Source organism: Arthrobacter sp. V1I7 (assembly GCF_030817015.1).
Classification (GTDB): Bacteria; Actinomycetota; Actinomycetes; order Actinomycetales; family Micrococcaceae; genus Arthrobacter.
In genome coordinates this window covers 604,446-626,065 of record NZ_JAUSYS010000001.1, presented here as the reverse complement: position 1 = coordinate 626,065, position 21,620 = coordinate 604,446, and the positions used below count along the sequence as shown (strand labels likewise).

Annotated in this window: 19 protein-coding genes and 1 pseudogene; 5 read left to right on the top strand and 15 right to left on the bottom strand. The window is 67.3% G+C overall.

All coding sequences use genetic code 11. From position 1 onward, the window contains the following. The first annotated feature begins 53 nt into the window (after positions 1-53). Complete coding sequence (locus QFZ69_RS02975) at positions 54-776, top strand: resistance to Congo red protein (RefSeq protein WP_306915541.1); 723 nt, start codon at positions 54-56, stop codon at positions 774-776. Between the two features lie 47 nt (positions 777-823). Here the strand turns inward: QFZ69_RS02975 and QFZ69_RS02970 are convergent, their stop codons facing one another. Further along, positions 824-1,519, bottom strand: coding sequence for a redox-sensing transcriptional repressor Rex (locus QFZ69_RS02970; RefSeq protein ID WP_306915540.1), 696 nt, complete (start codon positions 1,517-1,519; stop codon positions 824-826). A 73-nt stretch (positions 1,520-1,592) separates the two neighbouring features. Beyond that, positions 1,593-1,865 carry a glutaredoxin family protein gene (locus tag QFZ69_RS02965; RefSeq protein WP_306915539.1) on the bottom strand — a complete coding sequence of 91 codons (273 nt, stop codon included), beginning with the start codon at positions 1,863-1,865 and terminating at the stop codon, positions 1,593-1,595. A 172-nt stretch (positions 1,866-2,037) separates the two neighbouring features. On the opposite strand from QFZ69_RS02965, the gene QFZ69_RS02960 reads away from it, so the two are divergent. After that, a complete protein-coding gene (locus QFZ69_RS02960; RefSeq protein WP_306915538.1) occupies positions 2,038-2,856 on the top strand; it encodes an HAD family phosphatase in 819 nt (272 codons plus the stop codon). Positions 2,857-2,957: 101 nt separating this feature from the next. On the opposite strand, the gene QFZ69_RS02955 is transcribed toward QFZ69_RS02960, so the two are convergent. The 3 genes from QFZ69_RS02955 to QFZ69_RS02945 form a co-directional block, all read right to left on the bottom strand. After that, entirely contained in the window at positions 2,958-3,056 is a 99-nt protein-coding gene (locus tag QFZ69_RS02955; protein WP_003792170.1) for a 30S ribosomal protein bS22, read from the bottom strand. A gap of 191 nt (positions 3,057-3,247) precedes the next feature. Then, positions 3,248-3,460: a helix-turn-helix domain-containing protein gene (locus QFZ69_RS02950; RefSeq protein ID WP_306915537.1), complete on the bottom strand. Its 213-nt coding sequence runs from the start codon at positions 3,458-3,460 to the stop codon at positions 3,248-3,250. A gap of 227 nt (positions 3,461-3,687) precedes the next feature. Then, positions 3,688-4,800, bottom strand: a complete 1,113-nt coding sequence (locus tag QFZ69_RS02945) for a 3-deoxy-7-phosphoheptulonate synthase (protein WP_306915536.1) — start codon at positions 4,798-4,800, stop codon at positions 3,688-3,690. A 461-nt stretch (positions 4,801-5,261) separates the two neighbouring features. Here QFZ69_RS02945 and QFZ69_RS02940 point away from each other — a divergent pair. After that, a pseudogene (locus QFZ69_RS02940) lies at positions 5,262-6,592 on the top strand (alpha-hydroxy-acid oxidizing protein). Here the strand turns inward: QFZ69_RS02940 and gdhA are convergent. The 3 genes from gdhA to QFZ69_RS02925 all read right to left on the bottom strand — a co-directional run bounded on the left by gdhA (position 6,585) and on the right by QFZ69_RS02925 (position 9,969). Next, complete coding sequence (gdhA, locus tag QFZ69_RS02935; RefSeq protein WP_306915535.1) at positions 6,585-7,922, bottom strand: NADP-specific glutamate dehydrogenase; 1,338 nt, start codon at positions 7,920-7,922, stop codon at positions 6,585-6,587. The pseudogene QFZ69_RS02940 and the gene gdhA sit on opposite strands and share 8 nt — an antisense overlap. Positions 7,923-8,067: 145 nt before the next feature. Then, positions 8,068-8,667 carry a helix-turn-helix transcriptional regulator gene (locus tag QFZ69_RS02930; protein WP_306915534.1) on the bottom strand — a complete coding sequence of 200 codons (600 nt, stop codon included), beginning with the start codon at positions 8,665-8,667 and terminating at the stop codon, positions 8,068-8,070. A 78-nt stretch (positions 8,668-8,745) separates the two neighbouring features. Then, entirely contained in the window at positions 8,746-9,969 is a 1,224-nt protein-coding gene (locus QFZ69_RS02925; protein ID WP_306915533.1) for an acetoin utilization protein AcuC, read from the bottom strand. A 103-nt stretch (positions 9,970-10,072) separates the two neighbouring features. On the opposite strand from QFZ69_RS02925, the gene QFZ69_RS02920 reads away from it, so the two are divergent. Beyond that, positions 10,073-11,503 (top strand): TrkH family potassium uptake protein, encoded by a 1,431-nt coding sequence (locus tag QFZ69_RS02920; protein ID WP_306915532.1) that lies wholly within the window; start codon positions 10,073-10,075, stop codon positions 11,501-11,503. Between the two features lie 40 nt (positions 11,504-11,543). Then, positions 11,544-12,182 (top strand): TrkA family potassium uptake protein, encoded by a 639-nt coding sequence (locus tag QFZ69_RS02915; RefSeq protein ID WP_373461926.1) that lies wholly within the window; start codon positions 11,544-11,546, stop codon positions 12,180-12,182. A gap of 30 nt (positions 12,183-12,212) precedes the next feature. Here QFZ69_RS02915 and proC read toward each other — a convergent pair whose 3' ends face one another. The 7 genes from proC to QFZ69_RS02880 form a co-directional block, all read right to left on the bottom strand. Beyond that, a complete protein-coding gene (gene proC, locus QFZ69_RS02910; RefSeq protein WP_306999891.1) occupies positions 12,213-13,046 on the bottom strand; it encodes a pyrroline-5-carboxylate reductase in 834 nt (277 codons plus the stop codon). A gap of 621 nt (positions 13,047-13,667) precedes the next feature. Further along, positions 13,668-14,678: a Ppx/GppA phosphatase family protein gene (locus QFZ69_RS02905; RefSeq protein WP_306915530.1), complete on the bottom strand. Its 1,011-nt coding sequence runs from the start codon at positions 14,676-14,678 to the stop codon at positions 13,668-13,670. 42 nt (positions 14,679-14,720) lie between these two features. Continuing rightward, positions 14,721-15,173 carry an SseB family protein gene (locus tag QFZ69_RS02900; protein ID WP_306915529.1) on the bottom strand — a complete coding sequence of 151 codons (453 nt, stop codon included), beginning with the start codon at positions 15,171-15,173 and terminating at the stop codon, positions 14,721-14,723. Positions 15,174-15,292: 119 nt separating this feature from the next. Then, positions 15,293-18,019 carry a type I DNA topoisomerase gene (gene topA / locus QFZ69_RS02895; RefSeq protein WP_306915528.1) on the bottom strand — a complete coding sequence of 909 codons (2,727 nt, stop codon included), beginning with the start codon at positions 18,017-18,019 and terminating at the stop codon, positions 15,293-15,295. Between the two features lie 158 nt (positions 18,020-18,177). Then, positions 18,178-18,888, bottom strand: coding sequence for a helix-turn-helix transcriptional regulator (locus QFZ69_RS02890; protein WP_306915527.1), 711 nt, complete (start codon positions 18,886-18,888; stop codon positions 18,178-18,180). A 52-nt stretch (positions 18,889-18,940) separates the two neighbouring features. Then, positions 18,941-20,578 carry a methyltransferase gene (locus QFZ69_RS02885; RefSeq protein ID WP_306915526.1) on the bottom strand — a complete coding sequence of 546 codons (1,638 nt, stop codon included), beginning with the start codon at positions 20,576-20,578 and terminating at the stop codon, positions 18,941-18,943. 9 nt (positions 20,579-20,587) lie between these two features. Beyond that, positions 20,588-21,364 (bottom strand): MerR family transcriptional regulator, encoded by a 777-nt coding sequence (locus QFZ69_RS02880; RefSeq protein ID WP_306915525.1) that lies wholly within the window; start codon positions 21,362-21,364, stop codon positions 20,588-20,590. Positions 21,365-21,620 lie beyond the last annotated feature (256 nt).

The window sequence follows — 21,620 nt, the reverse complement described above, 5'->3', positions numbered from 1 at the left end:
CAAGGATTACTGGTCCCGGTAGCCGATCCAGATCGACATATGAAGGACCGCCCATGAGTATTCCTCCAGTCCCGCCGTCAAGCCCGGACGGTCCTGTTCCGGGCGAGCCCACGCCGCAGTACGGCCAGAACGCGCCGCAGTACGGCCAACAGACGCCCCCCACCCCGCCGTACGGGCAGAACGCACCCCAGTACGGCCAGAACGCGCCCCAGTACGGCCAGCAGACGCCCCCCACCCCGCCGTACGGGCAGAACGCACCCCAGTACGGCCAGTCCCCCTACGCCCAGTACTCCGCAGGCCAGCAGCAAACGGGCGACGGTGTGCCCAAGCTCGTCAACATTGCCTTCTGGCTGATTGTCGCCTCCGGCGTGCTGTGGCTGCTCTCGCTCCTGCTGTCCATCGGCACCTTGGATACCCCCGCGGTGCGGGACATGTTCCAGGAGCAGATGGCGGCCAGCGGCGCGGACGTCAATTTCAACGACATCAGGCCCTTCCTGGTCGGGACCATCGTGGTGTTCGCCGTGATCAGTACGGCCCTTTACGCCCTCGTGGCGCTCAACGTCCGCAAGGGTAAGAACTGGGCCCGGATTCTGGGCACGGTCTTCGCTGCGCTGTCGGTCTTCAGCCTGTTCCCGCTGAGCATCGGCACCCTCGCGGTGCTGGCCGGCATCGCGGGCATCGTGATGCTTTACCTGCCGGCGACCTCCCCGTACTTCCGCAAGCAGCAGCCTTTCGCCAATCCCTACGCACAGCCGGGCGGCCCCTTCCGGAACTAATCCGCCAACCTCCGGCGCCCTGGGCGCAGGAACCGGAACGTCTGACGCTAGTCGACGTCCTCCGGGTCCTGCGCCCTTTGTGCGTGGTAGGCAAGGATCTGGAGCTCAGTTGCCATATCCACCTTCCGGAGGTTGACGCCCGGCGGTACTTGCAGCATCACGGGGGCAAAGCTGAGGATGCTCCGCACGCCGGCGGCAACGACGCGGTCGCACACGCTCTGCGCCACCGTGGCGGGGAGCGCCAGGACCACCATATTTGTGCCCGTCCGCAATAGGACCGATTCGAGGTCCGCCGCGTCGCTGACCCGCAGCCAGCCCACTTCGCTGCCGACCACCATCTGGTCGGCGTCAAAGATCGCAACGATCTCAAACCCACGGGATTCAAAGCCGCCGTACCGGGCCAGGGCTTTGCCCAGGTTGCCGGCGCCGACAATCGCGACCTTCCAGTCGTGCGTCAGCCCCAGCGCGGCGGCAATATTCCGGTTGAGGTATTGAACCTCGTAGCCCACCCCGCGCGTCCCATAGGAACCCACGTAGGACAGGTCCTTGCGGAGCGTGGAAGAGCTGACGCCGGAGGCCTCGGCGAGGGACTCGGACGAAACCCGGTCCACCCCCTCGGCCAGCAGTGTGGTGAGGGCGCGCAGATAAATCGTCAGCCGGGCTACGGCCGCGGGCGGAATCTGCTTGGCGGCAGACCCGGCTCCCCCGGGCACAGCCTCGGGAGATGAATCCAGCGAAGTCACTATCTGCTCCATTGCGTCGCGTTGTGCTTCCCACTCTAGAGCCCACGCAGTTCAGCCAACAAAGCACTCGCGCTCAGGACTGCGCGTCCAGCGCCCGCCGCAGGGTCCGGGCGAGCCGGACTTCGTCGATCTTCCAGAAATCCCGCTGGATGCCGTCGACGAGCACCACGGGAATCTCCTCGGCGAAGCGCTCTCGGAGCGCCGTGTCCTGATCGACCGACTGCTCGGTCCAGCCGATGCCCAGGGCGGCGGTGACACGCCCGACGGCGGCGCGCGCCTCGGCGCAGAGGTGGCAGTCAGCTTTGGTGATCAGAACTACATCGGGGAGGGGCGCGGGCTTGGACATGTTTCCACGGTAGCCCGGCGGGCCATCCGGCGTCGACGCGCGGCCGTCGCGTCCCGGGCCGTTCGCGCTCCGGGCCATCCGGCGTCGACGCGCGGCCGTCGCGCTCCGGGCCGTCCGCGCTCCGGGCCATCAGTGCGACGGGGCCCGTCGCGGCAGTGACTAGACTCGATATATGCCCGAGGAGAAGTACGTCGCTGTGGTCACGCAGCCTGCTGCAGCACCGCAGCACGGCGAAGCGGCCTTTTTCGACGTCGACAATACCCTCATGAAGGGCGCCAGCCTGTTCCATGTGGCCCGCAAAATGCACCAGCGCGGGGCGTTCACCATCCCCCAGGCGGCCGGCTTTGCGTGGAAGCAGCTCATGTTCGTGCTGCGCGGCGAAAACATCGACGATGTACACGCCGTCCGCGACTCTGCCCTGACGCTGGCCTCCGGTTTCACGGTCGAGGACGTCGAGGCCCTCGGCGAAGAAGTCTACGACGAGATGATCGAATCCCGCATCTGGCCGGGAGCCAAGGCCCTGGCCGAGCAGCATCTCAGGGTAGGCCGCAGGGTCTGGCTGGTGACCGCCACGCCGATCGAGGTCGCCACCGTGATCGCCAGCCGGCTGGGACTCACGGGAGCCCTTGGCACCGTCGGCGAGATCCTGGACGGCTCGTACACGGGGCGGCTGGTGGGCGACATCCTGCACGGCCCGGCCAAGGCCGTGGCAGTGCGGGAGATGGCACGGGTCGAAGGCCTGGACCTCAGCCGGTGCTGGGCCTACAGCGATTCCCACAACGACATTCCGCTGCTGAGCATGGTGGGGCACCCCGTGGCGATCAACCCCGACTCCCGGCTGCGGCGCCATGCCCGGGAAAACAACTGGCCCGTCTACGACTTCCGCTCCGGGCGGCGGGCCGCCACGCTGGGCCTCAAGGCGGCCACGGTCGGCGGGGCCATTTACGGCCTGTGGCGGGGCTTCTCCCGCTTCCGGGGCCCCACCCGCTGACCCCTGTGGGTTGAGCCGTCCGCTTCCGCCGCGGTAAGGCCAAAAGAAAATGCCCGCCACCTGGAAGGCAGCGGGCATCTCTCACGCAGTTCGAAGAATTGCTACTTCTTATTGCGGCGCTGGTGGCGCGTCTTGCGAAGCAGCTTGCGGTGCTTCTTCTTGGCCATACGCTTGCGACGCTTCTTAATAACTGAACCCACGAAAGTTCCTTACCGGCTAGATGTAGTACCTGCCTGTTGGGAAGGGTCCGCGGGCTAAGCAGCAGACTGTGCAACTGACAGGTTCTTACAATGACGTAAAACGTTCCTTAACAGGGTACCGCCTATCCGGGGCACACCATGACCGACGCCGCGGCACAGGCCCGCGGACGCGGTCTTCCGATCTAAGGGATTCAGGCAGTCTCGGTGCGTCCGTCGACTACGGCACCCTTGAGATACTGTTCGACGGCGCTTTCCGGCACCCGGTACGAGCGGCCGAATCGGACGGCGGGCATCTCGCCGGAGTGCACGAGACGATACACCGTCATTTTGGACACGCGCATGAGCTCCGCGACTTCAGCCACGGTCAAGAATCGAGCATTGGAGAAGTTGGCCTCCGGTGACATTTCTTTTATTCCTTACTCAACAAGCGGCAGCCCTATCTAGATGACATGGCGGTGCGCCGATGCTGAGCCATCCAACAACCATGTGATAGATACTCTAGGGGCTCTTGGTGCCCCTGTGAAAGACTTGCGCAGTAATCCCACCGGACTTTCCGCAGGCAATGCGGAAATCACGACCTTATTTGGGGAGTCGCCCGGGACGACATCGCAGTTCCCGTCGGGCACCGTCCCTAGCCCCGGGTCCGGCGCGTCCGTGCGGACGCCGCCAGCTGCCCCAGGACCGACGCCGTCACCTGCCAGTCCATGCACGCATCGGTGACGCTCTGGCCGTAGAGCAGATCGTCCCGTCCCGCGGCGTGCGCCGCAACGTCCAGGTTCTGCGCCCCGCCGACCAGGAAGCTCTCGAGCATGATGCCCGCGATTGCGCCCGCCGATGGTCCCCCGGTTTCCAGCTGGGAACCGATCTCGAGGGCCACCTCGGCCTGCCGATGGTGGCTCTTGCCGCTGTTGGCGTGGCTCGCATCCACGATCAGGCGCGGATTCAGCTGCCGCGCGGCCAACGTGGCGGAGGCGGCCTCGACGTCTGCGGCAGAGTAGTTGGGGCCCTTGCGTCCGCCGCGGAGGATGATGTGGGCGTCCCGATTGCCGGCCGTGGATACGAGCGCCGCCCGGCCCTCATCGTCGATCCCGAGGAAGGCCTGGGCCGCGCCGGCGGCGCTGCACGCGTCCAGCGCGACCTGGAGGTCGCCGTCGGTCCCGTTCTTGAAGCCGATCGGCATGGAAAGCCCCGACGCCAGCTGCCGGTGGATCTGGCTTTCGGTTGTCCGCGCCCCGATGGCACCCCAGGAGACGAGGTCCGCCATGTACTGGGGGCTGATCGGCTCGAGGAATTCGGTGGCCGTGGGCAGGCCGAGCGCGGTGATCTGCTGCAGGAACCGGCGGGCGGCCCGGAGCCCGGCGGCAATGTCGTGGCTGCCATCGAGCTGAGGATCGTTGATCAGGCCCTTCCAGCCCACCGTGGTCCTCGGCTTCTCGAAGTAGGTGCGCATCACGATCAGCAGGTCTTCGCGGTGCTTTTCGGCCTGGCTGACCAGCCGGCGGGCGTACTCCAGCCCGGCCTTGGGGTCATGGATCGAACAAGGCCCGACGATCACCAGGAGCCGGTCATCGACGCCGTCCAGGATGGCCCGGACCTCGTCCCGGCCGCGTCCGACGACCTCGGCGGCCTGGGTGTCGAGCGGCAGCTCAGCCATCATGGCCTGCGGCGTGGGCAGCGAGGTGAACTCGCTGACACGGAGATTGGACGTGGACTGCTGGGATTCGGGGGCTGCTTCGATGCTCATGCTGAGGTCCTGTTCCGGTTACGGAGCGGGCCCTGATCAGAACCCGCCGGGAAATGGCGAAGGGCAGAGAATGATCTCTGCCCTGTTGGCTCTGAAGGAAGGTTGGATGCGTGTCAGTTAGACGCGGGCCCCTCCAGAGCCAACGAAAAATACGCATACCAACGGTTTGTCATAGCGCTGACCATAGCCCCGGGAACGTCCCTGCGGCAAAACGGGGTGCGTAACATTGCGCCGCGGCAGCCGGAATGCCGCGGTGCTCCGCCCGGCGCCGTGCCGCCGTGGCGCCTCCAGCAGCCGGCGGCCTCGGCGAGCGAGGGAGACGCCGGACGCGCCCGTGAGGCTGCCCAGGATTCCAGCAACACCCACGGCTTCAAGTGCCTAGACTCGGGTTGGACCCACAGCCGGCGGAGCTTCGCCGCACGCAGAACATCCCGCACCACGAGACCTGCCCGGAGGCAACCATGACGCACACCATCGAGCCCGGCAACCCCGAGGCGCCCAGCACCCCGCCAGACACCTTGCCGAACGGCCAGCCCGCCGTCGCGGCCGGGCTTGTTCCGGCCGCCCTGAAGCGCCGCATCCCGAAGTACTCGGACCTCGCCCCGCTGATGCAGTTCAAGAAGCCGGAGTTCAGCCGGGCCGCCAGGCTCCGCCGCGCCAGCACCATCTGGGACCTCCGCGACCTGGCCAAGCGGCGCACGCCCCAGGCGCCCTTCGACTACACCGACGGCGCTGCTGAAGCCGAGATCACGCTGCGCCGCGCGCCCGCCAGGCGTTCCTGGACATCGAGTTCCGGCCCGGCATCCTGCGGGATGTCTCCAAGGTCGATCTTGGCACGGAGATCCTGGGAAAGCCGTCCCGGCTGCCGGTAGGGATCGCACCCACCGGATTCACCCGGATGATGCAGTCGGAGGGAGAGTATGCAGGCTCCCGTGCCGCCGCCGAAGCGGGCATCCCCTACACCTTGTCGACCATGGGCACGGCGTCCATCGAGGACGTGGCGGCGGCAGCCCCGGACGGCCGGAACTGGTTCCAGCTCTACCTGTGGACAGACCGGGACCGTTCGCTGGAACTCATCGAGCGGGCCGCCCAGGCGGGCAATGACACCCTCATGGTCACGGTGGACACCGCCGTCGCCGGCGCCCGGCTCCGCGACGTCCGCAACGGCATGACCATTCCGCCCGCGCTGACGCTCAAGACCATATTGGACGCGTCCTACCGCCCGGCCTGGTGGTTCAATTTCCTCACCCATGAGCCGCTGACATTCGCTTCGCTCTCGCGCTACACGGGAACGGTGGCGAACCTCATCAACTCGATGTTCGACCCGACCCTGACCTTCGACGACCTCGACTGGCTGCGCGAGACGTGGAAGGGCAAGCTCGTGGTCAAGGGCATCCAGACCGTGGAGGATGCCCGCCGGGTGGTGGACCACGGCGCGGACGGCATCATTCTCTCCAACCACGGCGGCCGCCAACTGGACCGCGCCCCGATCCCCTTCCACCTGCTGCCGGACGTGACCGCGGTGCTGGATGCGGATCACAGTGATGCGGCGGTCATCCTGGACACCGGCATCATGAGCGGCGCGGACATCATCGCAGCGCTGGCCCTCGGCGCGGACTTCACGCTGATCGGCCGCGCGTACCTCTACGGGCTGATGGCCGGCGGTCAGGCCGGCGTGGCCCGGGCCCTCCAGATCCTGGAAACGGACATGGTCCGGACCATGGCCCTGCTGGGCGTCGGCCGGCTCTCCGAGCTGACTCCGGACCACGTGCGCCTGCTCACGCCTAGATGAGGCCTTGGGCCAGCATCGCGTCGGCTACCTTGACGAAACCGCCGATGTTGGCGCCCAGCACGTAGTTGCCGGGCTCCCCGTACTCCTCGGCGGTCGCCGCGCAGCGGTCGTGGATGCCGACCATGATTTCGGTCAACCGCTGTTCGGTGTGCGCGAAGGACCAGGAGTCGCGGCTGGCGTTCTGCTGCATCTCCAGCGCGGACGTCGCCACACCGCCGGCGTTGGCGGCCTTGCCGGGGCCGAAGAGCACACCCGAGTCCTGGAAGACGGAGACGGCGGTGCGGGTGGACGGCATGTTGGCGCCCTCCCCAACGGCTACGAGTCCGTTGCGCACCAGCCGGGCGGCAGCGTCGCCGTCGAGCTCATTCTGCGTCGCGCACGGCAGCGCCACCGTAGCGTCGACGTCCCAGACCGAACCGCCCTCAGCATAGGAGACGGCGGCACGTCGGGTCTCGTAGTCCTTGAGGCGGCCCCGCTCCACCTCCTTGATCTTGCGGAGGAGGTCGACGTCGATTCCGGCCTCGTCCACGATGTAGCCGGAAGAATCGGAGCACGCCACTACGCTGGCGCCGAGGGCCTGGGCCTTGGCGATCCCGTTGATCGCCACGTTGCCGGAGCCCGAGACCACAACGCGCTGACCGTCGAAGGACTGCCCCCGGGTCTTCAGCATTTCCTCGGTGAAGATCACGGTGCCGTAGCCGGTTGCTTCCGGCCGCACCAGGGAACCGCCCCAGGAGATGCCCTTGCTGGTCAGGACGCCGGACTCGTAGCGGTTGGTGATGCGCTTGTACTGGCCGAACAGGTACCCGATCTCGCGTCCGCCGACGCCGATGTCGCCGGCGGGAACATCGGTGTACTCGCCGATGTGGCGGTACAGCTCGGTCATGAAGGACTGGCAGAAGCGCATGACCTCGGCGTCGGAGCGGCCGCGGGGATCGAAATCGGAGCCGCCCTTGCCGCCGCCGATCGGCATGCCGGTCAGCGCATTCTTGAAGATCTGCTCGAAGCCCAGGAACTTCACGATGCCCAGGTAGACGGACGGGTGGAACCGCAGTCCGCCCTTGTACGGCCCCAGCGCCGAGTTGAACTCGACCCTGAAACCGCGGTTGATCTGGACCCGTCCGGCATTGTCCGTCCACGGCACACGGAAGATGATCTGCCGCTCCGGCTCGCAGAGCCGCTCAAGGACGGCACCCTCAAGAAATTCCGGGTGCCGGTCGTGTACCGGTCCGAGGCTCTCGAAGACCTCGGTGACTGCTTGGTGGAACTCCCTTTCGCCGGGATTCCTTGCCAGTACGGTGTCCCGGATGGCTTCAAGCCGTGCGTCCATTGCAAATCCCTAAACCTTGGCGCCCGTCAGTGGGCACAACAATCAAGCCCCTCCATGGTTGCACCGGCGGGAAAGGATTCTATTCGAGGACCGGCGGGCACCCCGTGCGACCAAACCGGGGTGGCACGGGACACAGCGGGCCGGGCTACTTTTTCCGGCCGAATTTGGGCAGGCTGGCCAGCAGGTCGGCGGCCTTCGTGGCGGCACGGCCGACGGTGCGTCCGATCTGCTGCGGCATCCTGTCCTCACCGGCGGCGCCGACGGGGAGAACGACGGCGGGACTCAGCGGGCTGCCGGCGGTGCGGCCGGCCAGGGCAGCGGCGGCTGACTGCGGCGCGGCCGGGGCGGCTGAAATGGCGGCGGCGGCTGGCTGCGGCGCGGCCGGGGCGGCTGAAAGGGCGGCGGCGGCGCCCAGTCCGTCCGGAGCGGTCTGGAGCATCTTGTCGGGGACCCTGGCCACCGGCGCCCCGGGCACCTCCGGGGTGCCGACGTCGAACGTCTCCAGCCAGCTGGCGATGCCCGCGAGGGGTTTCGGATTCAGGGCATAGTAGCGTTTCTGGCCCTGGGCCCGCATGCTGACGAGGTCCGCTTCACGGAGCACTTTGAGATGTTTGGAAATGGTGGGCTGGCTTGCCTCCAGTTCCTGGACCAGCTCCCCCACCGCTTTGTCCCCCTTGCGGAGGGCCACCAGAATGTCACGCCGGGTTGCCTCAGCAATGACGGCAAATACGTCGTCTGTCACCATGCCCTCCACACTAGCGACATATACGCCGGATGGCATCCACTATTTCCCGCGCGGGCAGCCGGGGTCGCTCCGGATCTTTCAGTCGAACCAGGGGTCCAGTCCGTAGAGCGGAAATACTTCCTTGCGGGTGGCCATCACGGTGCGATCCACTTCGTCGTTGGGGTCGAAGCCGACTTCCCAGGAACGCCACCACAGGTCGACGTCGTCCCCCATGAACCGGGGCGGCTCCACGCCGTACCTGGCCCCGTACTTGTCCTTCACGTGGCGGCGCCAGTCCTCCGGGACGGGCGTGCGGAGCGGGACCGGGCGCCCCGCGGCGATCGCGATGAGGTGGCTCCAGGAGCGGGGCACCACGCTGAAGATGTTGTAGCCGCCGCCGCCGGTCGAGATCCAGCGGTCGTCGCAGTAACGGGCCGCGAGGTTCCCGATCGCCGTGGTGACCTCGCGCTGGCCGTCCACGCTGATGTTCAGGTGGGTCAGCGGATCCAGCCGGTGCGAGTCGCACCCGTGCTGGCTGACAATCATTTCCGGCGCGAAGGCTCCGACCAGCTGCGGCACCACCGCGTGGAAGGCCCGGAGCCAGCCGGCATCCCCGGTGCCGGCCGGGAGGGCCACATTCACGGCGCTGCCCGCGGCGTTCGGTCCGCCGATCTCGTTGGCGAAGCCGGTGCCCGGGAAGAGGGTCAGTCCGGTCTCGTGCAGCGAGATGGTCAGCACCCGCGGATCGTCCCAGAAGATACTTTGGGTGCCGTCGCCGTGGTGCGCGTCGACGTCGAGGTACGCGACCCGCTGCACGCCGCCGTCGAGCAGACGCTGGATCGCCAGGGCCGCGTCGTTGTAGATGCAGAACCCACTCGCGCGCTCGCGGGAGGCGTGGTGCATCCCGCCGCCGAAGTTCACCGCCCGGACCGCGCTGCCGTCCAGGATCGCGGCGGCTGCGAGCAGGGAGCCCCCGGCCAGCCGGGCGCTGGCCTCATGCATGCCGGCGAACGCGGGGTCGTCCTCGGTGCCGAGTCCGCGCTCCAGGTCAGGGGTGCCGGGGTCCTCGCTGACGCGCCGGACGGCGGCCACGAACTCGGGGCTGTGCACGGTGCGGAGTTCCTCATCGGACGCCACCTCGGGTGCGGCCACGCTGACGTGGTCCAGATCCAGCAGGCCGAGGCTGCCGGCCAGCCGGGCCGTGAGTTCCATGCGCTCCGGCGCCATCGGGTGGCCGTGGCCGAAATTGTAGGCAGTCATGTCCGGGTCCCACACCACCGTCGTCGGCAATGCGGCCTGGGTGGGTCCGGGCAGGTATGTCATCAATCACAGGCTACCCGAGCCGAGGGCTCCTCTCCCCCGTCATTGCGCGGACTTTAGTGGTTTACTACTGAAGGAAGAAGTTTCAACCGAGGACAAACCACACATGACGCAACGCCAGTCGAGGGCCACGAGCGCGGTCAGCTGGCAGCCCGGCACTCCCGAGCGGGAGGGCCTGTGGATCTTCACGCGGCTGCGCGATTTCATCGACAACATTGCCAACAGCTCACCTGCGCGCCTCGCGCTGACCACGTTCGCCGTGGTGATCCTGGTCTTCACGGCCCTGCTGTCGCTGCCGCTGTCCTCGGCCACGGGAACCGTCACCCCCCTGCACCAGGCGCTCTTCACCGCGGCGTCTGCCGTCTGTGTCACCGGCCTGACGGTGGTCTCCACGGCCGTGCACTGGTCCTTCTTCGGACAGCTCATCATCCTGATCGGCGTCTTCGTCGGCGGGCTGGGCACCCTGACGTTGGCGTCGCTGCTGGCGCTCATGGTCAGCAAGAGACTCGGAGTCCGGGGCAAGCTGATTGCGCAGGAGGCCATGAACGCCGGCCGGCTGGGCGAGGTCGGCACGCTGCTGCGGATCGTCATCGTCACCTCCGTGGTGATCGAGGCGGCGCTCGCCCTCGCGCTGATCCCGCGGTTCCTCGCCCTGGGCGAAAGCTTCGGCCAGTCGGTCTGGCACGGGGTGTTCTACTCCATCTCCGCGTTCAACAACGCCGGTTTCACGCCCCACTCCGACGGGATCGTCCCGTATGAGACCGATCTGTGGATCCTGGTACCGCTCATGCTGGGTGTCTTCCTCGGGAGCCTGGGTTTCCCCGTGGTCATGGTGCTGCAGCAGAACGGTTTGAACTGGAAAAAGTGGAACCTCCACACCAAGCTGACCATCCAGGTGTCGTTCATCCTCCTCGTTGCCGGCACTGTGCTCTGGGGGCTGATGGAGTGGGAAAACATCCGGACCATCGGCGGCATGAGCGACGCGGACAAAATCATCCATTCACTCTTCGCGTCCGTGATGACCCGGTCCGGCGGCTTCAACCTGGTGGACCAGAACCAGATGGATTCGACCACCATGCTGCTGACGGATGCCCTGATGTTCGCCGGCGGCGGCTCCGCGTCGACCGCCGGCGGCATCAAGGTGACCACCATCGCCGTGATGTTCCTGGCGATCGTGGCCGAGGCCCGCGGAGACTCCGACGTGAAGATCTACGGCCGCACCATCCCGGAGGGCACCATGCGGGTGGCCATCTCGGTGATCGTCGCCGGCGCCACCCTCGTGGCCGTTTCGGCCCTGCTTTTGCTGCAGATCAGCGAGGCGTCCCTGGACCGGGTGCTGTTTGAAACCATCTCCGCCTTCGCCACGGTGGGCCTGAGCACCAACCTCAGCGCCGAACTGCCGCCGTCGGGGGTCTATGTCCTCAGCGCCCTGATGTTCGCCGGACGCGTCGGGACCGTCACCCTCGCCGCTGCCCTGGCCCTGCGCCAGCGCAGCCAGCTGTACCACTACCCGGAAGAGAGGCCCATCATTGGCTAGTTCATCAGGCGCCGTCGACCGGCCCGCCCACAACGCCCCCGTGCTGGTGGTCGGGCTGGGCCGCTTCGGCTCGTCCACCGCCGAGCAGTTGGTCAAGCAGGGCCGTGAGGTGCTCGCGATCGAACGCGACCGGAACCTGGTGCAGAAATGGGCCAGCGTCCTGACCCACGTCGTTGAGGCCGATGCCACCAACATCGATGCCCTCCGCCAGCTCGGCGCGCAGGAGTTCAGCTCAGCGGTCGTGGGAGTGGGCACCTCGATCGAGTCCTCCGTGCTGATTACGGTCAACCTCGTGGACCTCGGCATCCAGCACCTCTGGGTCAAGGCGATCACACCCTCGCACGGCAAGATCCTGACCCGGATCGGCGCCCACCACGTCATCTACCCGGAGGCCGACGCGGGCGTCCGCGCCGCGCACCTGGTCTCCGGCCGGATGCTGGACTTTATCGAGTTCGACGACGACTTCGCGATTGTGAAGATGTACCCGCCACGCGAAACGGTGGGCTTCACACTCGAGGAGTCCAAGGTCCGGTCCAAGTACGGCGTCACCATTGTGGGCGTGAAATCCCCGGGCGAGGACTTCACCTATGCCCGGCCGGAGACGAAGGTCTCCGCACGGGACATGCTCATTGTTTCCGGCCACGTGGACCTGCTCGAGAGGTTCGCCTCGAGGCCGTAGGACGGTGGCCGTAAGACTGTGGCTCCCCCGCTAGGCGAGCTGCTTCGTGATCTCGGCCGCCCGCGTGGCGGCGGCCCGGGCGCCGTCGGCAACGATCGCGGGTAGACCGCGCTCGTCAAAGGTGGCGATGGCTCGTTCGGTGGTGCCGTTGGGGCTCGTGACGGCCCTCCGGAGCGCCGCGGGATCCGCACCGGGCTCGGCCAGCATGAACCCGGCCCCGGCCACGGTTTCGCGCGCGATCAGCAGCGACAGGTCCGGGTCCAGTCCCAGCTCGACGCCGGCCGCGGCCATGGCTTCGGCCAGGTAGAAGGCGTAGGCCGGGCCGGAGCCACTGACCGCTGACAGCGCATCGACCTGGTCCTCGGGAACCTCGACGACGGTGCCGGCGGCAGAAAGGAGGTCCTTGGCCAGTTGGAGCTGCGCTGCGGTGCAATGCGTGCCCGGTGACACGGAGACGACGCCCCGGCCCAGCTTCGCCGGGGTGTTGGGCATGGTGCGGATGACCGGCTGACCGGCCGGCAGGGCCGCCTCCAGCTGCTCGAGCGACACGGCCGCGGCGACGCTGATCACGATCGCGTCCGGCGCCAGCGAATCACCGATCTCGCGGGCCAGGTCCGCGATGCCCACGGGTTTGACGCCCAGGATCACGACCTGGGACCCGGTGGCCGCCTGTTTGTTGTTCTCCGGCTCTTCCTCCCCGGCAATCGCCGTGATGCCATGGTGCCGTTCGGCGAGCTCGGCGGCCCGTTCGGCGCGGCGGACCGTGGCGACAATGTCCGCCGGGTCGGTGCCGCCCGCGATCAGGCCGCCCAGGATGGCCTCGTTCATCGATCCACAGCCCAGGAATGCAATTCGGTTGCTCATGACCCCATCATTGCAGTCCGGCCGGACTCCCAGCCAGTTCACATCCCCGGCGCAGCCTACGCACAAACTCCGGGACTACCTTGGTGACTACCTCATTGAGGGTGCGAGTGATACCGCAACCATGCGGATGGTTGCCTGGCACCGGCAGTTCGTAGCGGGTTTTCACCATATTCCCGCAACGGACGGCCGGTGCCTTCGCCGTTTAATGGCACCCGGCGCAGGCTTCCCGCGGTGAGCAGGAACGAACTGTCCCGAAGCCGGATTGCCAGCCAATACCCAGCCGAATTTGCTGGAACTCCCAAGATCGGCGCATAACTTGGGAAGTGCCTCAACCAGGTGCGAGTGATGATAGTAGCGCCGGGCGGCTGCAGAACGGTCCCCCCAGTTCCCCTGCGGAGCCGCCCGGCGCTTACTCGCTTAACGCCGTCGGCTGGACCCCAGGCCCCGCAGCCGGCTAGCCAGGAACGTTCGGTCCCTGGAAAAGGTAGTAGTTGTCCAGCGCAAGCCCCTCGAGCTGCTGCAAAGTCTGTTCCGGCCCCTCCAGTTCGGCGACTGCGAGAAGCTGATCGACACTGTCCTGCGCACAGAGTCACCCCGCTCATCGGACGTCCGCGGCTCCGCTCAGCTGACGTCGACGGCCCGGACGTCCGCGCGATGCTCGTCCGCGAGAGGGCCCACATGGGGCGCGGGCTCCAGCGGACCGTCGAAGACCAGCTGGTCCAGGCGCCGGAGAATGAGTCCTTCGCGCAGGGCCCAGGGGCAGATTTCCATGCTGGGAAACCCGAACAGCTCCAGGGCGGCCTCCGCCACGAGCGCCCCGGCGAGCAACTGGGGCGCGCGGGCCTCCGAGACGCCGGGAAGGTGCAGCCGGTCCTCCACCTTCATGGCCGAGATGCGCTGTGCCCAGAGGCCCAGGTCCGTGGCGAACAGCTCCCGCTTGGCGTACGGTCCGGCGGCACTGGGCGCGGCGCCCGCGAGGCGCGCCAGCGAACGGAAGGTCTTGGACGTTCCGGCCACCAGGTTCGCCCGGCCCAGTCTCTCGAAATTGCGGGCCACGGGGCTGAGCGTGGTCCGGATGTAGCGCCGCAGTTCCTTGACGCTCTTGGCCGAGGGCGGGTCCTCATGCAGCCAGTCCCGGGTGAGCCGGCTGGCTCCGAGCGGGACGGACATCGCGAGTTCGGGGAGTTCGTCCTGACCGTAGGCCATCTCGAACGACCCGCCGCCGATGTCGAGGTCCAGGATGGGCCCGGCGCCCCAGCCGTACCAGCGGCGGACAGCGAAGAACGTCATGGACGCTTCTTCGCTGCCGGTCAGCTCCTGAAGGGTCACGGTGGTCTCATGTTTGACCCGGGCCAGTACGGCGGGCCCATTTGTGGCCTCACGGATCGCCGACGTGCAGAAGGCGAGGAGGTCGTCGGCCTTGTGCTTGGCCGCAAATTCCCAGGCCTCCAGGACGAACTCGGTCAGCTCATGCTGGCCGGCGTCGTTGATGTTGCCGTCGCGGTCGAGGAACTGGACGAGGGACAGCGGGCGCTTATGCGAGGCGAAGGGCACCGGGCGTGCGCCCGGGTGCGCGTCAACCAGCAGCAGGTGCACGGTGTTTGAACCGATATCGAGGACGCCAAGACGCATGCTGCCATTATTCCCCGGTCGAAGCCGCGGACCTAACCGCCGTCAGCCGTGCTCGCCGTCGGGCCCGGCGGCATCCTCCGGGTCGTCGGCCGGCTTGAAGTCGCGGCGGATGTTGGCGACGCCTTCCGGATCGATTTCGAAACCGAACGCCGCACCGGGGTTGATGACCATGCCGAGCTCGTCCCCGAGGTTGCCGATGATCGCAGCGCCCTGTGTGCCGAGCACGTTGGGAGCAGCCTCAAGGTACTGCTCGCCGACACGGCTCGGGTGCGAAAAAACAGCCAGCACGGGCTTCCCGGAGGAATTGGCGAGCACGAGCGGCTCGACCTGCGCGTCGGCCCCTTCGAGGGCGTCGGAGCTGACCACGTAGACCTCGTTGTTGAGGAAGGCCAGGATGACGTCCACGGGGTTGGCGTCCGGCTGCTCACCCCGGGCGAGCTGCTCTTCGAGATCGTTCAGCGGCTGGGGATCCAAAGGAGTCTGCTGTTCAGTCATGCTCCTACTCGATCACGTTGCGACCGGCTCCGCAAACGCGAATTCGCCCGTCCGCTGCGGGGTCGCCGGAAATTTCCGGCGTTCCCGCGCGCTTCCGGCGAGCCCGGCGACACCCCGGCCTACTTCTTCGCCGTGGCCTTGCGGGCGGGAGCCTTGCGGGCCGTCGTCGTGCGCTTGACCGGTCCCTTGGCGCGCTTTTCGGCGAGGAGTTCGACGGCGCGTTCCCGGGTCAGCTCCTCCAGCGCCGTGGTGCGCGGCACGGTGATGTTGGTGACGCCGTCGGTGATGTACGGGCCGAAGCGGCCTTCCTTCACCACGATGTTCTTCTCGGAAACCGGGTCCGGGCCGAATTCCGCCAGGGGCGGCACGGCGGCGCGGGCGCCACGCTGCTTCGGCTGGGAGTAGATTTCCAGCGCCTGTTCCAGCGTGATGGTGAAGATTTCCTCTTCGGAGCCGATGGACCGGGAATCCGTGCCCTTCTTCAGGTACGGGCCGAAGCGGCCGTTCTGGACCGTGATCGGGTTGCCCTCAGCGTCCTGGCCGAGCACCCGGGGAAGGCTCATGAGCTGCAGGGCCTCGTCCAGGGTGATGGTGTCAACGCTCATGGAGGCGAACAGGGACCCGGTCCGCGGCTTGGCCTTGACGGGCTTCTTCGGGGGCTTGGGCTTGCCGTTCTTGTAGTACTCCACCGGCTGGTTGGCGAGCTGCTCCTCGGTCATCTCGGGGATGACCTCGGTGACGTAGGCCCCGTAGCGGCCGTTCTTGGCCACGACGGTGTGCCCCGTGTGCGGATCCTTGCCGAGCACGCGCTCTTCCGGCGCCGCGGTTTCCATAAGTTCAACAGCCTTGGCGGCAGTGAGCTCGTCCGGGGCCAGATCCTCGGGAACATTTGCCCGGGCTGCTTCCGCCACTTCGCCGGTCTCCGGATCCACCGTCGGCGTGGAGCTTTCCAGATACGGTCCGAACTTTCCGACCCGCAGGGTGATCTCGTCCGTGATGGGAATGGAGTTTATTTCACGGGCGTCGATCTCGCCGAGGTTGTTCACGATGCTCAGCAGGCCCGGGTCGGAGTCTTCACCGAAATAGAAGTGTTTCAGCCAGGTGGCTCCGGCCGCCTGACCGTTGGCGATCTTGTCGAGGTCCGCTTCCATGTCGGCCGTGAACTCGTAGTCCACGTAGTCGTGGAAGTGCTGTTCGAGGAGACGGACCACGGAGAACGCGATCCAGCTCGGGACGAGGGCGGAGCCCTGCTTCCGGACGTAGCCGCGGTCCTGGATGGTGGAGATGGTGGAGGCGTAGGTCGAGGGGCGCCCGATGCCCTTCTTTTCCAGCTCCGCGGTCAGCGACGCTTCGGTGAAGCGCGGCGGCGGCGAGGTCTCGTGTCCGACGGCGACGATCTCCGAGGCGGTGAGAGCATCGTCCTTGGCCACGTTGGGCAGCCGGCGGGCTTCCTCGGAGTCGTCGTCGCCGCGGCTTTCGTCCTTGCCTTCCTCATAGGCGGCGAGGAAGCCGGGGAAGGTGATGACCGTGCCTGAAGCGGAGAATTCTGCATCCCGGCGGTCGGCCGCGACCGCGCCGAGGCGGATCGTGGCGGTGGAGCCCTTGGCGTCTGCCATCTGCGAGGCGACGGTGCGTTTCCAGATGAGCTCGTAGAGCCGGAATTCGTCGCCGGACAGCTGCTTGGCCACCTGGGCGGGGGTGCGGAACGAGTCACCGGCGGGACGGATGGCCTCGTGGGCTTCCTGCGCGTTCGCGGCCTTGCCGCTGTAGACCCGCGGCGACGCCGGGATGTACTCCGGCCCGTACAGCTCGGACGCCTGGCGCCGTGCCGCCGTGACGGCCTCGTTGCTCAGCGCGGAGGAGTCGGTACGCATATAGGTGATGTAGCCGTTTTCGTACAGGCGCTGGGCCACCTGCATCGTGCTTTTCGAGGAGAAGCGCAGCTTGCGGCCGGCCTCCTGCTGAAGGGTGGATGTGGTGAACGGCGCTGCCGGGCGGCGGGTGTACGGCTTGGTGTCGACGGAGCGGACCCGGAAGTCTGCGTCCTGCAGGCCCGCTGCCAGTGACGTGGCGAGTTCCTCGTTGAGGTGGACGACGTTTCGCGACGTGAGTTCGCCGCTGTCGTTGAAGTCCCTGCCGGTGGCGACCTTGGCGCCGTCCACGGCGGCCAGCTTCGCCTTGAAAGAGCCGGAACCTGCCCCGAACTGGCCGGTGAGGTCCCAGTAGGAGGCGGCCCTGAAGGCCATCCGCTCGCGTTCGCGGTCCACGACCATGCGGGTCACAACGGACTGCACGCGCCCGGCGGACAGGCCGCGGGCCACCTTGCGCCACAGCACGGGCGAGATCTCGTAACCGTAGAGCCGGTCCAGCACGCGGCGGGTTTCCTGGGCATCCACCAGGTCCTGGTCCACGTCGCGCAGGTTGTCCATGGCGCGGTGGATGGCTTCCTTGGTGATTTCACCGAACGTCATCCGGTAGACGGGCACCTTGGGCTTGAGGACTTCCAACAGGTGCCACGCGATGGCCTCGCCCTCGCGGTCCCCATCGGTTGCGAGATAGAGCGCGTCGGCATCCTTGAGCTGGGCCTTGAGTTCGGCAACCTTTTTCTTCTTGTCCGCGGACACCACGTAGTACGGCTTGAAGTCGTTTTCAACGTCGACGGCGAACTTGCCGATCGAGGACTTCTTCAGTTCCGCGGGGAGCTCCGAGGGCTGCGGAAGGTCGCGGATGTGACCGATGGAGGCCTCCACGATGAAGCCCTCGCCGAGGTACTTGGCGATGGTCTTGCTCTTGGCGGGAGACTCCACAATGACGAGTTTCTTGCCGGTTTTGGCCTTGCTTGGCACGGTGCTCCTACAGAAAAAGGGTTGCTCGGGCAGATGCGCCCATACCCGCCTAGTTCACCATATTTTGACGGTTCCCGCGCATCCGGGTGGAAAACGGGGTTTCCCGCAACGACTTACGGCCGTCGTGCGGCGGCGCAGCCCGGCCGCTGCCAGCGGTGTCAGGCGGGGCGGTCGCCGCTGTCTCCCGGCGCTCGGGAGGTGCTCTCCGGGGAACCGCCCGACCCGGCTGCGGCGTTGCCCCGGTCATCCGGAATCATCGACCACATGGTCGCCATCCGCTGGGCGCCCTCGGGCACGCGGTCGGGGTCCTCAAGCTCATAGTCCCGCAGCAGGTCAAACAGCCGTTCGGTCAGCTCGGTCCGCTGGTCCGGTGTCAGGTAGAGCAGGTTGCTGGCCAGCACCACGGACGAGGGACCGTCCGTGGACTCGCCCCGCTCCCGGCGTTCATCCCGGGTTCTGGCATAGGCGTTGACACGGCGGCGGAACGCAGCCAGCTCGAGGTCCAGCACAGCGAATTCGGGGCTCGCCACTCCCCCGCCGGAGTTGATGGTGAAGTCGGTGCCCGCGGCTTTCCAGCGGCGTTCGCGGGCATCTCCGGCAGTAGCCGCCGGCACCACGATGCCCCACTTCTGCAGGGCGCGGAGGTGGTAGCTCATGGCGCTGGGGGTGAGGCCGGTCTGGGCGGCGAGTTCGGTGGCCGTGCGGCTGACCTGGGTGGAATACAGCTCGGAGATGACTTCCAGCCGGGCGGCATGGGCCAAGGCCCGGATCGCCTTCGGATCGGTGATTTCCACTTTCTTTTCGGGGCGCGGCCTGCGTTTGGCAACCGGCGGAGCGGCGGACTCCGCCTTTCGGGTTTCTGCATTCACTCAACCAGTCTATCGATCCGCGGCAGACTCTGAAAGACATGCTTGACACCCGTCAGGCGGGCAGGAGGAAGCCTTCCCGGACCAGGTTTCCCACTTCCGTGAGGAGTCCGCCGCGGAAGCTCTCGGCGTCAAAGCCGTCGTATCCCCCGAGCAGGGCCTCGAGGGCGCCGATAATCTGTCCGACGGACAGGTCGCCGTCGCAGGCTGAGACAAAGCCGACCAGCTCGGTGCTCAGCAGGTTGGTGCGGCGCAGGCCCGCGCCCTGGCGCAGCAGGATGACGCCGGGGTGTTCGGCACCGGGGCGCTGATGCCGCTCCTCGGTGACATCCTCGGCCACGACCAGGTGCGCGTCGGCCAGCTCGTGGGCGGCCAGCCAGTCGGCGCGTTCGACGGCGGCGCCGAGGTGTGGCCCGACGGGCTGTTCGATCGGGTAGGTGATTTCCTCGAAGCGGGAGATCACCGGGTCGGCGTCGTGCTCCGGACGCCGCAGCCAGATCATCCCGAACCCGATGGCCTCGACGTTCCGGGAGGCAAAGTCGTCGAGGTAGGCCGCGTAGGAGTCCTGGTAGAGCTGCCGGTCCCGGGATTCGGAGGCGTCCTGCAGCCAGGTCTCGGCGTACTGTTCCGGGCCCACCTGTTCGCGCTGGATGAACCATACGTCCACGTCCGGGCCGGTCCAGCTCTTCGGCCGCTCATCCCAGGACGCACCGGCCGGGATTTCCCAGTTGCCCAGGAGCTGGGCTGTCCCGGCCGGGGCCAGGACCGAGGGCAACGCCCGGACCAGCGAACCGACGATGTCATCCCCCGGCAGGCCGCCGTCGCGGTAGGTGAACTGATCGGCAGCGGCTTCGCCCGTGCTGCGGGGAGTGATGACAAACGGCGGATTGGAAACCACCAGTTCGAACTCCTCACCGGCCACCGGTTCCAGCATCGAACCCTGGCGCAGGCTCACGCGGTCCTCCAGCTTGGCGGGGTCCAGGTGCAGCTCAGGGGCGTTGAGCAGCAGATTGAAGCGGGTGAACGCGAGGGCGCGTTCGGAAATGTCGGTGGCGGTGACGTGCTCCGCGTGGTGCAGCAGGTGGAAGGTCTGGATGCCGCAGCCGGTGCCGACGTCCAGGGCCCGGGCCACATGCCGGCGTGCGGTGACCTGCACCAGGGTGGTGGACGCCTGCCCGATCCCCAGCACATGGTCGTGGCCGAGGACGCCCGGGCGCTGGTGCGCGGCGAGGTCGCTGGCGACCCACAGATCCGCCCCGCCGCTGCTGACGGTGCCCTCCCCCGCGGTTCCGGCCCAGCCGTACGGCCGCAGGTCCACCCGCGCCTGCACCAGGCCCTCCCCGGACAGCTCCACCAGGCCCAGCTCCAGTAGGCCCTGAGTGCCGATGCGGGGGAGGGAATCATCAACGGTCTCGGCCCGCTGCGGCTCCGCCAGCAGCCAGAGCCGGACGACGGCGGCGAGCGCCGCCGTCGTCGGCTCCCCGGCCAGGGCGCGCCCGGTGACAATCAGCGCCGGGATCAACTGATCCCGGCTGAGGGCGGAATGCGCGGCCTCGCCGAGGAGCTCCGCCACACCGTCGACGGTGTAGCCGATGCTCCGCAAGTCCGCGCCGAGCACTACGAGCAGGCCGGGGAGGTCGCTGCGGGGTGCGTCGGGAATGTTGCCGTCGATAAAGTGCGTTGAGTCGGTCACCGGACAAGTTTAGAGGTGCTTCTCCGCGTAGATCCGCAGCGCGTCGCGGACGAAGGCCGCTCCCTCCGCGCCGCCGTAGTTCTTGGCGAAGCGGGGGTCGGCCACGTACAGCTCAGCGAGGCCGGTCACGTATCCCTTGATGTCCCTGTTGATGCCCGTGGCGGGTGCCGCCGCTGGCGTCCCGGGAATGCGGGCCAACCACTCGACCTGCCGCCGGGCCAGCTCCTGCGCCTCCCTGCTGTCCGGAGCGACACCTGATGCCGCGGCCGCGGCCGCGATCCAGTCGTTGCCCAGTTGCTCGGAGCGCCGCTTCCAGGCGTCCTTTTCCGAGGCTCCCATTCCCCGCCACCAAGCGTCGCCTGCGGCATACGCGTCCTTTCCCCAACGTTCCTCGACCTCCTGCTTGTACTGGGTGTGGTCAAAGCCGTCGAACATTTTCTCCGCCATGATTCCTCCTCCTTCTTTCACTGCCTCCATGGTTTGCTGGACCGAGGCGATCTGCCGGGTCAGCCTGTCCTGTTCCCGCCGGAGCCACTCGAGGTGCCGGCCAAGGGCCTTCTCTGCGTCCGGTTCCTGGCCGATGACCTCTGCCACGGCCGGCAGCCCGAGCCCGAGCCCCCGCAGGAGCAGGATGCGTTGGAGCCGCACGAGCGCCGCTTGGTCGTAGTACCGGTAACCGTTGACCCCGGTGCGACTGGGCTTGAGCAGCCCGATGTCGTCATAGTGGCGCAACGTCCGGCTCGTGGTGCCGGCCAGCATTGCGATCTGTTGCACGGACCAATCCATGGGCGGCCCTCCTCGATGATCTCCTGAGTTCCTGGTTAGTCCTCCGACTTTAAAGGTTGACGTTGCGTCAAGGTCAAGGGGCCTACGGCGTCGCCGTCGAACGTTTGCGGTTGCAGCCGGAGCAGGTGAACGTGCTCTTTCGACTGGCGCTGCAGCCGCTGGACCGCACGCTCACGGATGCGGAAGCGAACCGACCGCGCGACAGGGCGTACCGTGCCCTGCACCGGGAAAGATGCTCGGATTCACGGCCGACCAG

Bases quoted from the DNA above. Each gene is read 5' to 3' on its own strand.
- QFZ69_RS02975 (WP_306915541.1), top strand. From the start codon at position 54: ATGAGTATTCCTCCAGTCCCGCCGTCAAGCCCGGACGGTCCTGTTCCG.
- QFZ69_RS02965 (WP_306915539.1), bottom strand. From the start codon at position 1,865: ATGTCCAAGCCCGCGCCCCTCCCCGATGTAGTTCTGATCACCAAAGCT.
- QFZ69_RS02960 (WP_306915538.1), top strand. From the start codon at position 2,038: ATGCCCGAGGAGAAGTACGTCGCTGTGGTCACGCAGCCTGCTGCAGCA.
- QFZ69_RS02950 (WP_306915537.1), bottom strand. From the start codon at position 3,460: ATGTCACCGGAGGCCAACTTCTCCAATGCTCGATTCTTGACCGTGGCT.
- QFZ69_RS02945 (WP_306915536.1), bottom strand. From the start codon at position 4,800: ATGAGCATCGAAGCAGCCCCCGAATCCCAGCAGTCCACGTCCAATCTC.
- gdhA (WP_306915535.1), bottom strand. From the start codon at position 7,922: ATGGACGCACGGCTTGAAGCCATCCGGGACACCGTACTGGCAAGGAAT.
- QFZ69_RS02930 (WP_306915534.1), bottom strand. From the start codon at position 8,667: ATGGTGACAGACGACGTATTTGCCGTCATTGCTGAGGCAACCCGGCGT.
- QFZ69_RS02925 (WP_306915533.1), bottom strand. From the start codon at position 9,969: ATGACATACCTGCCCGGACCCACCCAGGCCGCATTGCCGACGACGGTG.
- QFZ69_RS02920 (WP_306915532.1), top strand. From the start codon at position 10,073: ATGACGCAACGCCAGTCGAGGGCCACGAGCGCGGTCAGCTGGCAGCCC.
- proC (WP_306999891.1), bottom strand. From the start codon at position 13,046: ATGAGCAACCGAATTGCATTCCTGGGCTGTGGATCGATGAACGAGGCC.
- QFZ69_RS02905 (WP_306915530.1), bottom strand. From the start codon at position 14,678: ATGCGTCTTGGCGTCCTCGATATCGGTTCAAACACCGTGCACCTGCTG.
- QFZ69_RS02900 (WP_306915529.1), bottom strand. From the start codon at position 15,173: ATGACTGAACAGCAGACTCCTTTGGATCCCCAGCCGCTGAACGATCTC.
- QFZ69_RS02880 (WP_306915525.1), bottom strand. From the start codon at position 21,364: ATGGATTGGTCCGTGCAACAGATCGCAATGCTGGCCGGCACCACGAGC.